This window comes from Chitinivibrionia bacterium, from assembly GCA_009779925.1.
Classification (GTDB): domain Bacteria; phylum Fibrobacterota; class Chitinivibrionia; order Chitinivibrionales; family Chitinivibrionaceae; genus WRFX01.
Genome location: WRAZ01000040.1, coordinates 1 through 20363, shown reverse-complemented (window position 1 = coordinate 20363; position 20363 = coordinate 1). Strand labels below are relative to the sequence as shown.

Here is a 20363-nt window from a genome sequence, read left to right as displayed (position 1 = left end):
TTTCAAATTACCTAAAAAACCTTCTTGAGCAAGGTCTCTTACAACATATTCTATTCCTTCCATACCGTCCTCCTCTGATATTATCTTTTTTAATGTCGCGCCGTTTATAGAGCCCATAACGTGAATCCAATAAGCCGCGGCTTCGTCGTTTTTGTGCAAATTCCACGCGCTTTTTATCTCTTTGCTCAAAAGACACATAAACGCAGAATATGCGGCATTGTGATACGGAACGGTTTCTTTGCGCTTGGGTTTAGCGGATTCTTGTTCGGTTTTCTGCATTTTTTCTGCTTTCTGTTTTGTTTTCAAATCTATTTTTCGGTTTTCTGACGATAAAATAATATTTGGGCAGAATGGTGAGCGGGGTTATTTTGATTGTGGCGGTGGTTAGCAGCAAGTTGTTATAAATACAGATATTTTGATATCTGCTTTTAATAAAAAATGCAAAAAATGGAACATAATTGTTATAAAATCGAATTTCGCGGATTTTTTCTTGACAAGGGCGCGGGATATTTCGTAAATTAGTATCGGAATTTAATCAACCTTTTATTAAGTGAGGATAGTTTTTATGGACATTGTTATTCGCAAAGACGCAGAAGCCGCCGCTGAATTTGTGGCGAAATTGTTGGTAAAAGAAGTATGCAAAAAACCCGCTTTAACGCTTGGTTTGGCAACGGGACGGACGATGGAAAGTGTTTATGACAAAATTGTAGCAATGCACAAAGACGGAAAAGTTGATTTTTCAAAATGCTCGTCTTTCAACTTGGACGAATATATCGGACTTGCCCCCGAAGACGAAAATTCGTATCGTTCGTATATGAACAAATTTTTGTTTGACCGCGTAAATATCGACAAAAGCAAAACCAACGTCCCGAACGGATTGGCTGCCGACCCATACGCGGAATGCAAAAGATACGAAGACGCGATTAACGCGTCGGGCGGAATTGATTTTCAACTCTTGGGCATAGGAATGTCGGGACATATCGGTTTCAACGAGCCAATGTCATCGCTCAGTTCGCTTACAAGCGTAAAAGCGCTTACAAAGGCGACAATCGATGTAAACTCAAAACTTTTCCCAAAACCCGAAATGATGCCTACGCTTGCTATTACAATGGGCGTAAAAACAATTTTGAACACGAAAAAAACAGTTTTGATGGCAACAGGCGAAAGCAAAGCGGACATTATCGCAAAAGCGGTAGAAGGACCGATGTGCGCGGCGGTTACGGCTTCGGCGCTTCAAATGCACGAAAACTGCATAGTTGTTGTCGATGAAGCAGCTGCGAAAAACTTCAAAATGCGCGATTGGTACGACTGGGTTTTCGCAAAAGAGCCGCAGTGGGCTGAATACAGATGATATTAGTTTGTTTTCAATAAAGAAAGGGAGCGGTAAAATGCTCCCTTTTTAATTTGCTAAGCGATAATTTTCTGCATTTTAAGCAATTAACGTATAACCGTTTTTTAACTTCCACCCATAATACAAGTCGGAAATCACTCCCATAAGCATTACAGCCGCCGCAAAAGCAAAACCACCCACAATTGCATTTATCATTTTTTACCGCCTTTCTTTTCGGAACGTTCTCCGATAATTATTAAACCGATACAAGTAAAACCGGTTGCTAAAATTGCGCCCGCCAAAATTGCAGGAACTCTAACATCTGATACTGCGCTATACATTTCAACAAGCACCGAACCTGTAATAATGTATTTCGCTCCATCAAAAAACAAATCAGCTACTTTATCTTTCTGCTTTTCACTAAACCTGAACATAAAATCTTCCTTTCTATATTAAAATACCTTTTTTGCTTCTTTTCGTGCAAGGGAAATTTATTTTTTTTGCTCAAAATATCTAAAAGTCAGTTATTTATTTAAGGACTGACATTTTCCCCGCATTACCATTCGCCAAATATTATTTTCTCGCTACCATATACCGAAATTGCGGAGATTTTCACTCCGCATTTCGTCTGTCATCAATTAGGTATAACTGCCCTTTGGGTTGTTCTGCCGTCCTATTTGATGACTAAAACGATAGGCATATTTCGGTATATGGTAAAACTCAATATGGGCAGAACAGCCGTTTTAGGTTTTTACCGCAGGCAAATTCTCTCCGTAATTGATTACTAACAAAATTAAAAAAGGAGTGATGGGCGTGCCATTTTCAAAATTAAAAGTTGCGGCGGGTGTCGTTTTGTTGTCGATTTGCGTTTGTTTTGCGAGCAGTTTTTGTATGAATTGCGGAACTCAATTATTAACGGGAGCAAATTTTTGCGGTCAGTGCGGAACTGTGGTCGGCGGAGTTGCGGAGACGGGTATTCCTGTTGAAATTCAGAATATTCAAGCAACGCCGATTGTTGCGCCAAAAACTGAAACTCAAAAACCTCGCTTCGCATTTGGAGCAGAAACAGAATATTCTTTCGGGCTCGGTGATTACGGAATAAGCACTTTCGGAATAAATCTTCTTGGAGGTGCAAGAATAAATCAGCATTTTTCTCTCCTTTTTGGCTCAGGCTGGCATCCGCTGAGTGTAGCAAAGACAAATGGTATTACGTATAATTCTTGGTTTGAAGACAAAAGATTAAGCGTTATTCAAGAAGTGCTCAAAGACGGTTGGGATAGAAAAGATATTTTATACCAAGGAGCGTCATCTGTCATACCGATATTTTTAAGACCAAGAATTTATTTTTTAAGAAAAGACATATCTCCAATCCTTGATACCGACATCGGCTTAGGAATTGTTATTTTAAGCCGCCTTAAATCAGACGGAAATGTGTGGTGGGGACACGCCCATCCAACTTTTTATTTTAACCCGTCATTTGGCGTTGATTTCGGCGGTTTTAATGTATCTTTCGGATATAAATTATGGATAGCGGAATATGAAAGATTACTTACAGAAACAGAACGCATTTGGCAACTTGGAAGATGGGTAGAAAGAATAGAAAACACAGGTACGGTAAGAAGACCAAACCACGGACTTTCATTGAAATTAGGATGGACGCTTTAATTAAAACTATGTAGGGGCAGGTTTTAAACCTGCCCTTATTTATTATTACCCCAAACAATAATTCCCCGCCTTTTCCGTTTTCTTGCTATTTCGTCGTGGCATTTAGTATTTTACTTCAGAAGTTTTTGGAGGATAAATGACAAAAGCGGAGAAATACGATTATTGGCTCGACATTGCCGAATACGATTTGACTACCGCCGCCGCGTTATATAAAATGGAGCGTTGGTTATACGTTGTTTTTATGTGTCAGCAGTCAATAGAAAAAATTGTTAAGGGACTATATGTTTCTTATCTTGACGATTATTTTCCGAGAATTCACGATATAAATAATTTACTGAAAAGATTTGAAGACAAACTGCCTGAACAGATTTCACAAGAAAGAAAAATGTTTTTTGCTCGCTTGAGCGCATTTTACTTAGAAAACAGATACCCTGAATACAAAGCAAAATTGAGTGCGCAAACAAATAGACACGACGCGTTGGAAATGTTAAACAAAACAGAGGAGGCGTTCAAATGGTTAAAGACATTGAAACCGTTATGAAATACTCAAACGAGTATATTAACGATGTTGCCAAGAAAATTCCGATAGACAAGGTGTATTTATACGGCTCTTACGCAAACGGGACACAAAAAGAAGGCAGCGATGTCGATATTTGCTTTTTTTCTTCTTATTTTGAAAACAAACGCAAATGGGACATTGTCGCGGAACTTTTCTATCTCAAAATTAAATACGACGGCTATATTTTAATAGAACCGAACGCTTTTCCTTTATCGGAAATAAACAACAGCAACCCGTTTGTAGAAAATGTTTTACGCAACGGAAAAGAAATTTTTCCAAAAATTCATAGAGAGCAAAATTAGTTCGCAGATTTTTTTACGTATTCAGCGTATTGCCATACGCCTTCTTACCTTATTCCCCTCACCCCAAACAATAATTCCCCGCCACCTGCGCCACAACGCCGTCCAACTCCAAATCAAAAAGCATTTCCGAGAGTTCGCTTAGGTCTATTCCGCTTTTTTGCGACAAGGTTTCTAAACTTGTTGGTGTTTTGCTTAAAAATGAAAGCAAATTTTGCTCCGATTGCGAACAGGTTTTGACAGGCGGCTTTGCGGCGGGCGATTTAGGCTGAATATCGAAAATGCTGAGTTGCTCAACCTCTTGCGTGCCGTTCAGATACGAAATTATTCCGTTTATTTTAAGCGCGGGACTAATGTCTTTTTTTAGGAGAAGTTTGTTGCTTCCCTCGTATTTTTCGTCGCTTCGATACCCGAGAGCAACCAATACTTTTCTGCCTTGTTGAAGCGCAAATTCCGCCGTTCTTAATGCGCCGCTTTTTTCGGGGGCGGAAATAACGATTGTGCATTCCGACAAACCCGAAATTATGCGGTTTCGTAAAACAAAATTCGGGGCAAACGCCAATTTACCGGGGACTTGTTCGGTAATAACCGCGCCGCCGTTGTCTATTATTTTATTCGCGAGATTTACGTTTGAAGCGGGCGTTATTTCGTTTATTCCCGTTGCCATAACGGCGATGGTTTTACCTTTTACGTTCAAAGCGGAATTGTGCGCAACGGTATCTACTCCCCTTGCAAGACCGCTGACAATTACAAATCCTGCTTGCGCCAAACCTGTGGAAATTTCGAGAGTATCCGCTTCTCCGTTGGCGTTGGGCTCTCTTGTTCCGACGATTGCCACTCCCCTTTCGGACAGGATTTCGGCGTTGCCTTTGCAATACAAAATAAGCGGCGCTTGGTTTATTTTTTTTAGAAGCGCGGGATATTTTTCGTCGGCAATGCTCAAAACTTTAACGTTTTCTCTTTCGCAAAAACCGATAATTCTTTCTGCTGATTTCAGGCAATTATCTTTAATTTTTGCAAAATCAATATCGTTTTTCATACGAGAAAAATCTTTTTTACTTATTTTTTGCTCAAAAATATTTTCGGGCGTGCCAAAAGTTTGCAACAATTTATGCTTTGAAGCAAGTCCGATTCCCTCAACAAGAGACAGCGCAATCCAGTAAATCATATTTTCTCTCTGCCTAAATCACATTATCAATAAAATACTGCTGGCTCGACATTCCTGTTTCCGTCGATTTTTCGTATTTGCCTTTGGAACTCAAAAAACTTGCTTTTTCGGTATCGGCGAGGAGAATATCGAGCATTTTGCATACTTTTTGGCGGATATTTTCGTCAATTATAGGCGTTGCTATTTCTATTCGGCGACACATATTTCTTGTCATCAAATCGGCGCTTGAAATATAAATCTGCGGGTTTTCTTCGCCGAAACAATATATGCGGCTGTGCTCCAAAAAACGACCTATTATGCTCTTTACTTCTATGTTTTCGGTTTTTTCCGCAACTTTCGGTAAAAGACAGCAAATTCCGCGAACTATAAGCTGAACTTTTACCCCCGCCTGCGACGCGCGAACAAACGCGTTTATAAAGTCGTTGTCGGTTAAACTGTTAATTTTGCAGATAATTTTTGCAGGTTTGCCTGCCTGCGCAAGACTTATTTGCTCTTCGATTTTTTGCAAAAACGCAGGCTTAAAAGCGAGCGGCGCCACAAGAAGTTTTTCGCATTCAAAATTCACGTCGCCCATAGACATTTTGCGGAAAAATTGCGACGCGTCCAAGCCGATTTCTTTGTTGGCGGTTATTATGTTCAGGTCGGTGTAAAGTTTTGCGGTGCTTTCGTTGTAATTTCCCGTCCCAAAATGCGTTATGTAAGAAATTTCTTCGCCTTCTTTAAGGACAATGAGCATTATTTTTGCGTGAACTTTGTAGTTTCCTATGCCGTAAAGCACCGTGCAACCCGCCTCTTTCAGCACTCCCGTCAAATGCAGGTTGTTTTCTTCGTCGAAACGGGCGGTAAGTTCTATTACAACCGTAATTTCCTTGCCGTTTCTGCGAGCGCGACGAAGCGCCTCTATAATCCGCGACTGCTTTTCCACGCGATAAAGCGTTATTTTTATGCTTGCCACGCGCCTGTCCGTGCTTGCGTCGTCGAGCATATCCAAAAAAGTTTCTACGCTGTCGAACGGATAAAACAAAAACAAATCGTTTGCCAGCACGCTGTTTATAACCGAATCGGGTCTTACAAGAGGAACGGAGCGCCCGTGCAGAGGCTTATATTTAAGCGCGGCGGCGCGGTCTTGCGGCATATATTTCTCTATTGAAAACATAAATTTGTAATCAAAAAAATACCTTATATTGAAGCAATTATAAGGCTCAATACTAAGATTTTTGCACAAAAAACTCTTTATTTTTTCGCACTCGCCGCTAAATTCGAGCCGCACCGACGGCAAAGTCGAGCGCAAACTCACTTTTCCCTTTACAAGTTTGGAAAATTCGTATTCGGACTCAAAATCCGTGCTGAACATTTCGGTGTCCAAGTCGGCGTTGCGCGTTAATCTGACCAACGATTTTCCCAATACCTTGTATTTGGAAAACACGCTGTCCGCAAAATAATAGACCAAGTCTTCGCTCGTCATTACTTTGACTCTGGCGGCGGTTTCGTGCGAAATTAAACGCTCGCCTCTGTCGGGAATGGGAAGAATGCCGAAAAAAGTTTTGCCGTCGTATTCCATAAGCAAAACAACGTACATTCTAAGGTTTTCGAGGTGAATAAGCGGATGTTTATTATCCAAAACTATAGGATTAAGCAAAGGCAAAAGCGTATTTTGGAAATATTTCTCGAAGCGACTGTCGATTTTTTCGTCGTAAAAGCGCGCATTTGCAACCGCTATTCCTTCTTTTTTGAGTTCCGCCAAAACCTTTTTAGCGATTTTCATTCGCAAAGCGTAAAGTTTTTTAACATATTCGTAAATCCCGATTAACTGTTCTTTCGGGTTTAGTCCAGTTTTGTACTCCAACGCCTTTGGGTCGTCCTGCAACTGGTTAAACAGACTGCCGACGCGCACCATAAAAAACTCGTCCAAATTGCTGGAAAATATAGAAAGAAACTTGCATTTTTCCAAGAGCGGATTGTCGTCGCTTGCCGCTTCCATAAGCACCCGTTCGTTAAATTTAAGCCACGAATATTCGCGGTTTACAAAAGCGCCTTTAATAAATTTATTCATAAATTCCTACCTGCACCTGCGTTTCTTTTTTTTATTGTTTTTACACTAACTTCGTTAATTTTCACTTGTTTTCTCGTTCTTTAATCGCCAAGCGATATACCCACGTCTTTTGCCGTTTTAACCAAATCGTCGCTCGCGGCAATGCTTTTGGTTTCTCCTGCAATATCGGACAATTTGTTGTGTTTAACTTTTTGCCCGTCCATCGCAACTGCTACCCCGTATTTTTTTGCTTCGACCAATCTTGCGGCGTAAGCGCCCATTTGAGTGCAGATTACACGGTCGTAAGCGCAAGGATTTCCGCCTCTTTGGGTATATCCGGGCACCATAACGCGCGTTTCTGCGCCCAAACTTTCTTCTATTGCTTTTGCAATGCGGTTTGAAGCGGTAGTTTCGCCTGTTTGCGCGCGCTTTTCGTAGCGGTCTTTTTTTGGAAGCGCCGCCTCTTCTTCGGAGATAACCCCCTCCGCCGCGGCAATTATGCAGTAGCCTTTTTCGTTATTTGCTTTTTGCGCCGCTTTAATTACGCTTTCAATTTTATAAGGAATTTCGGGAATAAGTATGATGTCCGCGCCGCCCGCAATTCCCGAATATAATGCAAGCCATCCGACCTTGTTTCCCATAATTTCCACAACAAACGTGCGCCCGTGGCTCGCCGCCGTAGTGCGTATTCTGTCGATACACTCGGTTGCAACATCTACCGCCGAATGAAAGCCGAAAGTCATATCCGTGCCGAAAATATCATTGTCTATGGTTTTGGGTAAAGTTATTATATTAAGCCCCGCGCTCGACAAAAGCCCCGCGGTTTTATGAGTTCCTTGTCCGCCCAAAACAATCAGGCAGTCCAAGCCCATTTTGCTGTAATTTTCTTTCATAAAAGCGACTTTTTCTTGTCCTTCGGGAGCAACAAGTTTTTTGTACGGTTGGCGCGAAGTTCCCAAAATCGTTCCGCCGAGATTAAGGATGCCGTCAAATTCTTCGTGATGAACTTCTCTGTATTCGCGATTGATAAGCCCCGCAAAACCGTCGGTTATCCCATAAATTTTCACTTTAGGGTCTATGGCGGTCATCGCTTTCACAAATCCGTACATAATAGCGTTAAGTCCCGCGCAATCTCCGCCGCTTGTCAATATTCCGATATTCATTTATCCTCCCGCCTCACTTTCTTGCATATAAAATACTATAAGTTTTTTGCAAGATGTGAAAATTCTGTTAAAGTTTTTGCCTAAAATAATTTATTTTACACCGATTTTTCATAAATTTCGCTTGTATTTTGCAAGTTTCCACGCATCCTCCATCGCCGCCATCAAACTATTCTCGCTCGCAAGTCCTTTTCCCGCTATATCAAACGCTGTTCCGTGTCCGACGCTTGTGCGAATTATCGGCAAACCGACCGTGATATTTACGCCGGCTTCAAAATCGCGGGATTTCAGCGCGACAAAGCCGTGGTCGTGCAACATTGCGACAATTCCGTCGTAGTCGCCCTTAAACGCCGAGGCAAAAACCGTGTCGGGAGGAAGCGCGCCGATTGCGTTTATTCCGTTAACTTTTGCCCACTCGACAGCGGGATTTATATGCAAAATTTCTTCATCGCCGAAAAGCCCGTTTTCGCCTGCGTGCGGATTAAGCCCCGCAACTGCAATTCGCGGATTTTTTATCCCGAACGATTTTAACGCGCCGTCCAAAAGTAGAATGTTTTGCTTGACTTTTTCCGTTGTAATTAAGTTTATCGCCTCTTTGAGCGAGCAATGGGTCGTGCAATGAACAACCGCAACATTTTCTACTTTAAACAGCATTGTGAAATTTTCAACGCCGCATTTTTCAGCCAAAATTTCGGTGTGCCCGGGATAATTATGTCCCGCCAAATGCAGCGCTTCTTTGTTGAGCGGGCAGGTGATTACTGCGCCGACTTTGCCGTTTTTTGCCAAATTTATCGCATAATCGAGATACCGAAAAGCCGCCTCGCCGCATTTTGCGCTGATTTTCCCGACTTCAAAATCGTCGCCGACAATTCCCAAATCAATGACGTTAATTTTTCCGTCTTGGTATTCTGCGGGATTTGCAACTGCGATAATTTCAGGGGAATTTATTTTAAGAAGCTTTTTATAAAACTCCAAAACGCCTTTTTCGCCGATGACCAAGCACTTGAATTTATCAAAAAAATCAACGCGCGAAAATGCTTTTAGAATTACTTCCGCTCCGATGCCCGCGGGGTCGCCGAGAGTTATTGCCAAAGTTGGTTTCATTTTTTCTCCGATTTTACAAAATCCCGAACAAAAATACTAAATGCGCAAACATAAAGTCTTGTCATTAAACTAAATTTAGGCAAAAACCACCAAACAACTTGCGCTAAACAAAGACAATTTATTATTTTTGCGATACAAAAAACACAATAAAACGGAATAAATTTTATGAGTAATATTTTCACAGACCGAAACACAGGGCAATTCAGCGCTATAAATTTTGTATTGATAATTACTTTGGCAATTCACGCGATTGTCCTTCTTGCGCCGCAAATCGGGATGTATATTATGGCTTACGGGGGCTTGCGACCGAGCGCCGTTATCGAGGGGCAGGTTTGGCGCTTGCTTACTTACGCGTTTTTGCATTCTACGCATAATTTTTTCCACATTGCATTTAATATGCTCGGACTTTGGATGTTCGGAAAAGAAATCGAATATATGTGGGGAAGCCGCAGATTTTTTGAATTTTACTTTTTTTCCGCGATTTTTGCGGGAGTATTCTCGCTTTTGATGCTGTTTTTTGCCCCAAACTCCCTTGTAATAGGAGCTTCGGGAGCGATTATGGCTATTTTGGTGGTTTACGCTTATTATTTTCCGAACCGCCAGCTTCTTTTCTTCTTTGTTTTCCCGATGAAAGTGAGAACCGCCGTGATAATCTATGCGGTAATTTCGGTTTTAGGCTCGGGAAGCAACGTCGGAGGAGTTGCGCACATTACGCACTTGGGCGGACTTATCGCAGGATTTATATGGATACATATCGGCGACAGATTTGACCTCATTGTGCGAAATATCGGAGCGTTTTTTCAGAATGCCTCCACAAAAAGAGAAAGAGTGCAATACACATTCCGAAGCGAAACGCCATCCCAAAAGGTAAACTCGGGGCGCGCCGAAACAGTGGATAAAATCTTGGACAAAATAAACGAACACGGAATTCATTCGCTTACCCCGTCCGAAAGAAAAATCCTGCAAAACGCTTCGGCGGATTATAGGAATAATAGGTGAGAACGCGGTAGGGGCAGGTTTGAAACCTGCCCTTACATTAACAGTTTACAACCTCTCGAACCTAACAGGAATTGTTATCCACACGGCAACTAATTGCTCGCCTATTTTTGCGGGGGTAAACTCCATTTGCAGACACGCGGCGACTGCCGCTTCCGCTGTGCCGAAACCCAAATCATTTTGCGCGATTGCCTGAACTACTCTGCCGTCTATATCAACCAAAACCCGTACTCGCACCGTTCCGCTTACGCCGCTTCTTCGGATTTCGTCGGTGATTTCGGGAAGCACTCGACGCCTGAATACGGGCGCTTGCGTTATACTTGCCGCGGGGACTATTCGCGAAGAAATATCGTCGGCTGTCGCGGTCAAGGTATCAACTTCGCCCTCTATTGTGTTGCCGAAACGTCCTACAACCGCGTTCGACATCGACCCGCCTGCGCCAAGTCCTGTGGAGAACACTTTTTCTAAGCCGAAAACGCGCCTTTGTTCGGTTTGGGGCGGCGGAGTTTCTTGAGGAATTTGAGCAGTTTCGTTTACTCGCACCCTTTCGCTCAAATCAATCGGTCTTGGCGGAGGAGGAGGCGGTGGCGGAGGAGTTTCTTCTCGCTGTTCTATAGAAAAAGTTGTTCTTATTGTTGTTATTCTTTCTTGTATCGGCTCGGGCAAAACTTCAACCATCGAAAGCAGAAAAAGACAGAGCGAAAACGCGGATAAAACAATCACCAGCAACAAGAAAAAATTCCGCGTTTCGTTGCCGCTTTTTGGCTGTGGAAAATATTCGTCCACTGATGTAGGGGCGAGTGTAAGGGCGGGTTTGAAACCCGCCCCTACGTTTTCGGGCAAGATAGCCTTTTTCTCATTCATATCTTATTGCTCCCTGTTCACCAAAATTTCAAAATCCTCAAATCCCGCCGCGTTAGACGTAAAACTCACCCTTTTTATTATGTTAAACGGCAAATTTTTGTCTGCTTCTATTATTATTCGATTTTCTATGCGCTCTTCGCGATTTTTCGACAAAACCTCGTATAATTCGGGAATTTTTAAGTCCGCGGCATTCGCAAAACTCGCGTTTCGCACCACAAAAATACCCTGAACGCGCACCTCGTTTTCGCTAATTTGCACCATTAACGTCGGAAGCGGCGTAGTCGTAATTTCGGAACGCGGAAGCGATATGTCGGGCTGTGTGTTAATAAAGTCTCCTTGCGCCGAAAAGTTTTGAATTAAAAATATAAGCAAAACCGTCATTACATCAATTAAAGATGTAAGTTGCGGCGAAGTTATTCCGCTGTCGCCCGATTCTTGGCGCGATTTTCCCAGAAGTGATTTTCTTTTCATATTTCGTCCGTTCCGTTTTCATCTGTTCCGTAGGGGCGTATGGCATACGCCCGTTGTTTGAACGGCATTTGCGTATTTGGGCGTATGCAATACGCCCCTACAATAGACTTGCATTTCATTGTTCCATCCCTAAAGTTGCGCTTGCAGGCGCGGACGAAAGACCTGTTTGCGAAAATCCGCTCGCTCTGCAAATGTCCATAATTCTGACTACCCAATCAAACAGTACGTCGTCGCGGACTGCAACTATTGCTTTGTCGGGGGCGTCGCTCGTTTCGCGGGCGGCAGTCAGCGCGCTTATTAAACGTTCGCGTTCAAAATCCTCTATCGACATTGAGTCCAAAACTTCGCTTCCAACCGTTAATAAAACGTAATTAACGTCTATTACAACAGTGGTGCGCAACACTATTTCTCCGCTCATATCCGAGTTTGCCGCGTCGGGCGGAAGGTAGAATTGATGCATTGCAATATTGCTGAAAACCGCCATCGAAACCAAAAACGGAATAAGAATGATGAACATATTCATCACGGGTTTTACGTCAACGTCGCAATTTTCCTCTATTTCGCTGTTTTGACCCCAGATGTGCCTTATTTTTTTCATTTCGCATTTTCCAAATAATTAAGGAAACGAGCCATTGCGTCGTCTATGCAGTTTATGAGTTTCTGCTTTTTGTTCGACAAAAATGTGTAGGCAAACATACACGGAACAGCCGCGACAAGTCCGAGCGCAGTCGTGTTCATAGCTATCGAAATCCCGCGGGAAAGAGCCGCCGCTTTTTCTGCCGCTTCGACCGAGGCAAGCGATGCAAACGACAACTGAAGCCCCTGAATTGTCCCCAAAAGTCCCAAAAGCGTAACGGCGTTTGCCGCAAAAACCAAGTAATTAAGTCGGGCGTAAACTCGCGGAATTTGCAAAATCGCGTCTTCTTCCACGCTTGCGCGAATTTGCTCAATCGACGCGCCTTTTTTGAATTTTGCCGCCGCGCCGCTCAGTAAAACAGAAAGCGGGTCTCTGTTTTTGCTTAATTTGCCAATGAGCGTTTCGTCGCCTGTTTCAATCGCTTTTGCCGCCGCCAAAGCAGTTTTTGCCTTTGCGCCTTTGCAAATAATATACATAAACACAAGTCTTTCGATAACGATTGCCACGGCAAACGCAAACACAAAAGAAATAATCCACATAAATCGACCGCCCTCATTGAAAAATACGGCGAAATCACTCAAATACTTTTCCACAAAATCTCCTTTTTTTTAATATTTCGCAGCAAAGATAATTTTTATCCGCCGCTTCCCGCTACTTTATTTGGGCAGATACTATTTTTTATCGAAATTATTTCGGACAAAACATATAATTGACGGGAGATTATATTATGATACGATACGACGCAGGCGAGGTCATTACCGCAATGGTTACCCCTTTCAAAAAGGATTTGAGCGTTGATTTTACTTCGCTCGAAAGATTAGTTGTCCACCTTATCAATAACGGCACCGATACAATTTTGGTGACAGGCACCACAGGTGAAAGCCCGACTTTAACGCACGAAGAAGAATTGGATATACTAAAATGCGTGAGGAGTGCGGCGAGCGGAAAAGCAAAAATTATGATGGGCGCAGGCTCTAATTCCACTATTACGGCGGTCGAATTTGCGCAAAACACAGAAAAAATCGGCGCCGACGCTCTGCTTTCGGTTGTCCCCTACTACAATAAGCCCAACCAAAAAGGGATTTTCGAGCATTTTTCCGCAATAGCAAAGGCAACTTCTCTCCCGATTATGCTTTACAATATCCCGGGAAGAACAGGCGTATCAATGAGCCCGAAAACTATTGCAGACTTGGCTAGAGCGCACAAAAACATTTTTGCCGTAAAACAAAGCGCGCCCGACATTGACCTGATTACCGAAATCGCCTACGACGTCCCCGACGACTTCGTAATTTATTCGGGCGACGATTCTATGACCCTGCCGATTTTGGCGGTCGGCGGAATGGGGGTCGTGAGCGTTGCCTCGCATTTAATCGGCAAAGATATTAAGCAAATGATTTCGGCGTTTAAGGCGGGAAATAACCAATTAGCAAAAGAACTCCACTTCAAAAACTACGATTTCTTTTCGGGAATTTTCACGCATCCAAATCCCATTCCGATAAAGGCGCTTCTCAAAGACGAGGGGATTATAGACTGCGATGAAGTTCGTCCGCCGCTCTTTAAACTCACCGACGAAGAAATCGCACAGCTGAAAATTGCAATTTCGGATAATATGTTGTGATGTGATTTGCTCCTAAAAACAAAAAACGCCGCAGATATTTTCTACGGCGTTTTTTTATTGTTTAATTTTTAAACTCAACTTACTCCACTCTCGTGTCTTCGATGAATTTGTTGATTTTCTTTTCTATCAGCCCTTTCAAAGTTGACAACACGTCGCGCAACTTGGAAGTTTCGGTTTTGGTATTTTTCGCCAAATCACCAACGTATTTTGCAACTACCGCAAAACCTTTACCTGCGTCGCCCGCTCTTGCCGCCTCAATACTTGCGTTAATAGACAGAATTGAGGTTTGTCTTGCAATATCTTCAATCGACTTCATCGCAGGAGCAAAGCCCGAAAGGTTTCCTTGGTTGTCGAACAAATCCGTAACAAGCGTCTTGAACTCGTCAACCGCGTCGTTTCGCTTTTCTTCGGATTTTTTCAGCCCCGAATGCAAATAATAGTGGCACGCTTGCGGTTTGGAAACGTTATTAGCCAAGGCAATCGCCATACTTCTGCACGAATTGTAGCCGCACGAAACACAATCGTAAATGTCGTCTTTACTGTATTTGTGCATCATTTCGTAGTACGGATAAAGTTCTTCGTCGGTAAAGTTAGTGCGAACATCGACATAAGCCGCCCTGTTAACATAATTACGATTATAAAGGTTCGGCTCCCAATATTTGTTTATAACATCAAGTATCTTACCTTGGATTTCGGAATCGTCTTCGGTGATATTTCCGCTTCTTTTTACCTGCGCCAAATATGCCATTCTCATCTCTTCCATACGCTTTGCAACTTGATTTTCAAGATAGTCCGCCGACGTATGTCTGTGGCTCGTTCCCGTTCCGCCGTTGCAACCGTGTTCGCAGTTAAGGCAGTCCACAAGAAGAGGATTATTTCCTTTTTCAATGTTTTCTTTCAGTTTATCAAGGTATGGGAAAACCGTGTGAACACCCTCGATTTTTCTGATTTTAGTTCTGAGGTCGCCGTTCCAGCGCAAAACGGTATCCATAAGTCCGCCGGGACTGCAGAACAAAACCGCTCTTTCTGCGGGCGGATTGTCGTAGTCGCTCTTTTGAAAATTGCTTAGAGAAATGTTTTTTGTTATCAAATGATTTTCAAATGTCCGATTTAACACGTTGTAAACAGAATATCCTGTCGCCACAAACTCACGTGATTTAGCCGCACACGGAGAAACCATAAGAATTTTATGATTTGAGTATTGCGGATAAAACGACTTTATCATTTTTATCGTATGAAGCATAGGACTATCCGCAGGTGCAAGATAAGGAATAAGTTCGGGACAATACAGTTCTATATAGTTTACAATAGCAGGACACGGCTGAGCAATAACGCATTTCGGATTATTCTTTTTAATATGCTCCAAATAAGATTTTACTGTTAATTCCGCGCCGAAACTCACATCGAAAATTGCCTCAACTCCCAGCGATTTAAGCCAAGTGTTAAATCTGAGATAATCGCCGTCGGGAAATGTGGAAGCAATCGCAGGCGCAACAAGAGCAATCATTTTTTCTCCTGCTTCGAGGTCGTCCATCCAATATTTATAATCATCAATAGGAATTCTTGCGCCCCAAGAACAAGCGTCCACACAATTACCGCATCCGATGCAGTAATTATGCTCTATCCCCATATATTCATTGTCGCCGTACTGACACATTTTTGAAGGACAAACGGCAATACACTGATGGCAAGACTTACACTTTTCCCTGTCTGTATAAAATACTTCGGTAAGTGCATTTCCACCTTTAACTTTTGGTTGACGGATGCGGCGAATTTCCGCAAAATGCTCATAATCAACTTGATTTGGACGATACTCCGGACCTCCCGGCGCTACTTTTTCGTTGTTGAGTTCGATACTGCTTTTACTCATTATGCTAACCTCTCGCACTATAAATGTAGAAAACTTTAAAGAAGACACAGAATAACTTTTCCAAAAATAATAATTAGCCAACACAAAAAACAAGCCGCAAACACAGTTAATTATGCGCCAAATCAAAAAGTGGCGGAGAAATCCCTAAAAACGAGCTACTTTTCGACTATTTCCGACAGTCCGCTCTCAGGATTTTCATTTTTTTTAAGCGAGAAGCCGTTTTTTGCTTGTTTTTTATCTGAATTTTATCTTAAAACTATCGATTTTCAGGAACACGCCTTCGAGCGAGCCGTTTATCAGTTTTTTGCTGAAACTCGGTTTTAATCCGAACGATTTTCTGAGCGTAGCGTCGCCGATATAAATAAACGCGGAAGTTCCGTTTGCTTTGTGTTTCAGGAAATTTCCGAATTCTTTGTAAATTTGTGCAACCTCTTCGGTTTCGCCGAGCCGAATACCGTAAGGCGGGTTCATAATTATTACGCCGTTTTCAAAACTTTCTTTTTCTTCAAAATCCATTACTCTCAGCGATACTTTTTGTCCGTTCGGAAGCATTGCCAAATTTTTCTGTGTGGCGCGAATGGCGTCCGGGTCTTTGTCGCTGCCGAAAATCAGTCCGCTCGGCAAATCTATAATTTTAGCGTCTTCTTCTTCTTTAATGCGTTCCCAAAGTTTTTCATCAAAGTCGGCAAATTCTGAAACCCGAATTTTTTGCGCAAAAATTGTGCGGGAACATTACAATAAAGCATTAAAATTTCCGCCAAAATTGTGCCGCTTCCGCACATCGGGTCCCAAATCGGCGTTTTTTTGTCCCATTCCGCCAAATTAACCATTGCCGCGGCAAGCGTTTCCTGCATCGGCGCCATTACCGACGACACGCGATACCCGCGTTTATGAAGCGCAAGTCCCGAAGTATCCACGCTGATTATCGCACGATTTCTGTAAATTCGCAAGTGAAAATGCACGTCGGGATTTTCGACGTCCACATTCGGTCGTCGTCCGTATTTTGCGACAAACCAGTCGGCAATCCCGTCTTTAAGACATTGCGAGGCGTAAAGCGAATGTTTAATATAACTGTCGCCCACAGAGGCGTTTATAGCAAATGTTTGGTTAATTTTCAGCAGTTTGTCCCATTCCACATTCATTGCCGTTTTTGTTAGGTATTTTGCGCTGTGGCAGTCAAAAGTTAAGATTGGCGCTAAAATGCGAATGCAAAGCCGCGAGCAATAATTTATTCTGTAAAGCGTTTCTTTATCGGCGTCAAACGCCACTCCTCTGTAGGACGGCGCAATATTTTTTGCGCCGAGTTGCTCTAATTCTTTCGCGCAAATTTCTTCGGTTTCACCCGCCGCCTGCGCGTAATATTTTCCAAATTTTTGGTATTCAAACATAGCTTATTTTGCCTTTTTCTAAATATTTACCACCGAAAATACGTTTCGCCACGCGCGGCATATAGTATTTTTACGGAAAACAAACGAATAAATAAAGAATTTTTAAGTAATGAACGAAAAAAACAGGGAGGCGACCGTCGCCAGTAAATTTATAGGTTTCGATAACCTCAAAGATTTAACATACGCCGTTTCCGACGGAAACGCTTGTCCGCACTGCGCAAACGCGTGTTCGCGTTCAATTATCCGCTTTTCAAACGGCACTGTTTTTATAACGGGAAATCGTTGCGAAAAAGGCGACGTTTCGACTGAGCTCAGCGACCGTAGCGACAACGACGTCAGGGCAAATAATGATTTGCCCCTACATAACGAAGCAAATTCCGTAGGAGCGAAACATCTTTCGCCCAAAAACAACACTGCCAAAGTCCCTGATATGATGCGCGAGCGCGAGGCAATGCTGTTCAAAAACTATAACAAGGAATTCCCCGCCCTGCCGCAAAAAGGAAGCATAGGCATTCCCGCGGTTTTGGATTTTTACGATTCGCTTCCGTTTTGGGGAACGCTTTTTGCCGCGCTCGGCTACAAAGTAGAACTTTCAAAAAGTTCGGCAAAAGTGTTCGAAAAAGGGCTTTCCACCGTTCCATCCGACACAATTTGCCTGCCTGCAAAAGTTGTTCACGGACACATAGCTCAGCTCAAAGAAAAAAAGGTCAATAAAATATTTTTCCCCGCAATTCACAAAAACTTAAAAACAAATCCGACTGCGGACGCGTCGTGGAGTTGCGCGGTTTTAATGGGCTACCCCGAAGTTATACGAATACAGGAAAAAAAGAACCTGAAAAAGATAGAATTTCTATCGCCCGCGTTCAAATGGACATCGCCAAAATTACGCAAAAAACAGATAATTTCGTTTTTGACGGACGACCTCAATGAAAAAAAAACGGACGCACTCGCCGCATTTTTGATTGCCGAGGAAAAATTTGAAGAATACCAAAAAAAGTTGCATAATCGCGGGCGCGAAATACTGCAAGACCTGAAAAAGAGCAAAAAATTCGGAGTTTTGCTTTCGGGAAGACCGTATCACGGCGACTCGTTCATAAATCACGGCGTAAGCGATATTTTCACGCAAAGAGGCGTTGCCGTTTTAATAAACGAGTGCTTTGATTTCGATAAAATCGAGGTATCTTCCACGCGAATTGACACCTACAACCCGTTCCACACCCGTATGATTGCCGCCGCAATTGCCGTTTCGCAAATCCCCGAATTAGAACTTGTGCAATTAGTAAGTTTCGGCTGCGGACACGACGCCGTTTTGACGGACGAATTAGAGCGAATTTTGCGCGAAAAATCCAAAAAAGCAATGCTTTCTCTAAAACTCGACGAGGGAGAAAACAAAGGACCGTTATCAATACGCATAACCTCGTTTGCAGAGACAATAAAAATCCGCCGAAAAGAGAAAACCGAGACCATAAAACAAGGTTTTTTATCGCCCTACAAAACAATTTACGGTAAAAAAGACCGCAGACGGACAATACTCATACCCAACCTTTCGCCGTCATTTTCTATACTTATGGAAGAAGCCTTGCGCGCTCAAAATTACGATACGCAAATTCTACCGATGGCAGACGACGAGGCGATTGATTTAGGCAAAAAATTTGTGCACAACGATATATGTTTTCCCGCGCAAGTAAATATCGGCGAACACCTGCGCTTTTTACACAACGAAAGCACGGATAAAAACCGCGAATACGCAGTAATGCTTGCAAAAAACTGCCAAGATTGCCGCGCGGGACACTACGCCGCCCTCGCCCGAAAAGCGCTCGACGCAAACGGTTTCGAGAACGTGCCGATTTTGACCACCGATTTTAACGACGTGCGTAATATTCACCCCGGTTTCAAGATAAATCAGACGAGATTTATGCTTTTTTCCGTAAAAGGAATGGCGCTTATAGACGCAATCGACGATATGACCCGCAAATGCCGTCCCTACGAAAAAGTTAAAGGGACTGCTGATAATTACAACCAAATTTGGTGCAGAAAAGTATGCCTAACACTTCGCCATCGCGGATATTTGGCGGCGTTAAAACAACTGAAAAACGCAATAAAAGCATTCAATTCCATAGAATGCGACCGAACAGTGCGAAAACCCAGAGTGGGAATTATCGGCGAAATTCTGATAAACTATCACGACTCAGGCAATTACGGAATAGTAGAATACCTCGAAGAACACGGAATGGAGGTCGTTCTGCCCGCGCTAATAGAATTTTGGCGACAAGACGCCGTAAATTTCCGCGTTATGAGCGACCGCGGACACTCGCGCTTCCCCGCGTGGCGAAAATTCCTCGGTTTTGCCTACGAAAAAGTGTTCGACGCCGCCATAAACCCAATAGAGAAAAAAATGCGGAGATTCAAATACTACGAACCGCATTCGGACATTTTTGAAATGGCGGAATACGCCAAAGAAATAAGCGACATAGCTTTCCGCACGGGCGAAGGTTGGCTAATCCCGGGCGAGATAATCTCGTGGATAAAAAAAGGAATAAATTCGCATCTTATAGTTCAGCCGTTCGGCTGTCTCCCCAACCACATAACAGGTCGCGGCGTTGCCAATGCCATAAAAGAAAAATACCCGGGCACAACCATACAATCGCTCGATTTCGACCCCGATACATCGCTTGCGAATATTCATAATCGAATGCAGATGATTATTTTGAATGCGAGGTAGGAGGGTAAATGGCGTATGTGCAAAATACGCCATTACCGTTTGTGATATTACCGATTCACGCCGATTCTCGCGGAATATAAATATCTTCGTCCGTTAATAGTTGTCGCTTCGGCAATGATTAGATATGTGCCATTGGCGACAAAACGTCCGTTGAAATTTTGCAAATCCCAGACAATTGCACCATCTGCCGTAAGGGCGGGTTTGAAACCCGCCCTTACATCGTCTGCCGAAAATACAACATTGCCCAAATTGTCAAAAATTGCTAAATTCACCGTTGCTTGTTCGGGGGTGATTACTGAAATTCTCGCGAAATCCGATACTACCGCGTTTTCAAGAATAATTCCGTATCTGCTATCGCGCGAGGTATTTTGGCGAATAAAACTTGGAAGAAACTCTTCCGTTCTTATAAAAAACTCCGTTGCTCCGATTTGGTAGTTTTCTGCAAGCATTCCCTCGGTTTCTATTCTCAGCAAATATAAA

General features: G+C 42.9%; 19 protein-coding genes and 1 pseudogene. 7 read left to right on the top strand and 13 right to left on the bottom strand.

All coding sequences use genetic code 11. The features are described from left to right. The coding region (locus FWE23_09615) for a hypothetical protein (GenBank protein MCL2845684.1) at positions 1-279 on the bottom strand (279 nt) is incomplete at its 3' end. Positions 280-565: 286 nt separating this feature from the next. Between FWE23_09615 and nagB the strand changes: the two genes are divergently transcribed. After that, positions 566-1351 carry a glucosamine-6-phosphate deaminase gene (gene nagB, locus FWE23_09610; protein MCL2845683.1) on the top strand — a complete coding sequence of 262 codons (786 nt, stop codon included), beginning with the start codon at positions 566-568 and terminating at the stop codon, positions 1349-1351. A 191-nt stretch (positions 1352-1542) separates the two neighbouring features. Here the strand turns inward: nagB and FWE23_09605 are convergent, their stop codons facing one another. Then, on the bottom strand, positions 1543-1764 hold the full coding sequence (locus FWE23_09605; protein ID MCL2845682.1) for a hypothetical protein: 222 nt from the start codon (positions 1762-1764) through the stop codon (positions 1543-1545). A gap of 457 nt (positions 1765-2221) precedes the next feature. Between FWE23_09605 and FWE23_09600 the strand changes: the two genes are divergently transcribed. The 3 genes from FWE23_09600 (at position 2222) to FWE23_09590 (ending at position 3856) form a co-directional block, all read left to right on the top strand. Beyond that, on the top strand, positions 2222-2995 hold the full coding sequence (locus tag FWE23_09600; protein MCL2845681.1) for a zinc ribbon domain-containing protein: 774 nt from the start codon (positions 2222-2224) through the stop codon (positions 2993-2995). A 136-nt stretch (positions 2996-3131) separates the two neighbouring features. Beyond that, positions 3132-3536 (top strand): HEPN domain-containing protein, encoded by a 405-nt coding sequence (locus FWE23_09595; GenBank protein ID MCL2845680.1) that lies wholly within the window; start codon positions 3132-3134, stop codon positions 3534-3536. Beyond that, complete coding sequence (locus FWE23_09590; protein ID MCL2845679.1) at positions 3509-3856, top strand: nucleotidyltransferase domain-containing protein; 348 nt, start codon at positions 3509-3511, stop codon at positions 3854-3856. The genes FWE23_09595 and FWE23_09590 overlap by 28 nt, the downstream gene beginning before the upstream one ends. A gap of 58 nt (positions 3857-3914) precedes the next feature. Here the strand turns inward: FWE23_09590 and dprA are convergent, their stop codons facing one another. The 4 genes from dprA to pdxA form a co-directional block, all read right to left on the bottom strand. Further along, positions 3915-5021 carry a DNA-processing protein DprA gene (dprA, locus tag FWE23_09585; protein MCL2845678.1) on the bottom strand — a complete coding sequence of 369 codons (1107 nt, stop codon included), beginning with the start codon at positions 5019-5021 and terminating at the stop codon, positions 3915-3917. Positions 5022-5034: 13 nt separating this feature from the next. Continuing rightward, positions 5035-7074: a polyphosphate kinase 1 gene (gene ppk1 / locus FWE23_09580; GenBank protein MCL2845677.1), complete on the bottom strand. Its 2040-nt coding sequence runs from the start codon at positions 7072-7074 to the stop codon at positions 5035-5037. 80 nt (positions 7075-7154) lie between these two features. Beyond that, positions 7155-8216 (bottom strand): ATP-dependent 6-phosphofructokinase, encoded by a 1062-nt coding sequence (locus FWE23_09575; GenBank protein MCL2845676.1) that lies wholly within the window; start codon positions 8214-8216, stop codon positions 7155-7157. Positions 8217-8324: 108 nt separating this feature from the next. Beyond that, entirely contained in the window at positions 8325-9317 is a 993-nt protein-coding gene (gene pdxA / locus FWE23_09570; protein ID MCL2845675.1) for a 4-hydroxythreonine-4-phosphate dehydrogenase PdxA, read from the bottom strand. A 165-nt stretch (positions 9318-9482) separates the two neighbouring features. Here pdxA and FWE23_09565 point away from each other — a divergent pair, with 165 nt between their 5' ends. Continuing rightward, complete coding sequence (locus tag FWE23_09565) at positions 9483-10316, top strand: rhomboid family intramembrane serine protease (GenBank protein MCL2845674.1); 834 nt, start codon at positions 9483-9485, stop codon at positions 10314-10316. Positions 10317-10361: 45 nt separating this feature from the next. Here the strand turns inward: FWE23_09565 and FWE23_09560 are convergent, their stop codons facing one another. The 4 genes from FWE23_09560 to FWE23_09545 form a co-directional block, all read right to left on the bottom strand. Next, entirely contained in the window at positions 10362-11177 is an 816-nt protein-coding gene (locus tag FWE23_09560; protein ID MCL2845673.1) for an energy transducer TonB, read from the bottom strand. 3 nt (positions 11178-11180) lie between these two features. Then, positions 11181-11648, bottom strand: coding sequence for a biopolymer transporter ExbD (locus FWE23_09555; GenBank protein MCL2845672.1), 468 nt, complete (start codon positions 11646-11648; stop codon positions 11181-11183). A 115-nt stretch (positions 11649-11763) separates the two neighbouring features. Continuing rightward, complete coding sequence (locus FWE23_09550; protein MCL2845671.1) at positions 11764-12246, bottom strand: biopolymer transporter ExbD; 483 nt, start codon at positions 12244-12246, stop codon at positions 11764-11766. After that, a complete protein-coding gene (locus FWE23_09545; protein MCL2845670.1) occupies positions 12243-12878 on the bottom strand; it encodes a MotA/TolQ/ExbB proton channel family protein in 636 nt (211 codons plus the stop codon). Before FWE23_09545 ends, FWE23_09550 begins: the two co-directional genes overlap by 4 nt. Positions 12879-13012: 134 nt before the next feature. Here FWE23_09545 and dapA point away from each other — a divergent pair, with 134 nt between their 5' ends. After that, positions 13013-13903, top strand: coding sequence for a 4-hydroxy-tetrahydrodipicolinate synthase (gene dapA, locus FWE23_09540; GenBank protein MCL2845669.1), 891 nt, complete (start codon positions 13013-13015; stop codon positions 13901-13903). Between the two features lie 79 nt (positions 13904-13982). Here the strand turns inward: dapA and FWE23_09535 are convergent, their stop codons facing one another. Further along, positions 13983-15410 (bottom strand): methyl-accepting chemotaxis protein, encoded by a 1428-nt coding sequence (locus FWE23_09535; protein ID MCL2845668.1) that lies wholly within the window; start codon positions 15408-15410, stop codon positions 13983-13985. Between the two features lie 597 nt (positions 15411-16007). Further along, positions 16008-17161 (bottom strand): annotated as a pseudogene (locus tag FWE23_09530) (class I SAM-dependent RNA methyltransferase). Between the two features lie 109 nt (positions 17162-17270). Between FWE23_09530 and FWE23_09525 the strand changes: the two are divergent. Then, positions 17271-19883: an acyl-CoA dehydratase activase-related protein gene (locus FWE23_09525; GenBank protein ID MCL2845667.1), complete on the top strand. Its 2613-nt coding sequence runs from the start codon at positions 17271-17273 to the stop codon at positions 19881-19883. Between the two features lie 47 nt (positions 19884-19930). Here FWE23_09525 and FWE23_09520 read toward each other — a convergent pair. Then, the coding region (locus tag FWE23_09520; GenBank protein ID MCL2845666.1) for a hypothetical protein at positions 19931-20363 on the bottom strand (433 nt) is incomplete at its 5' end.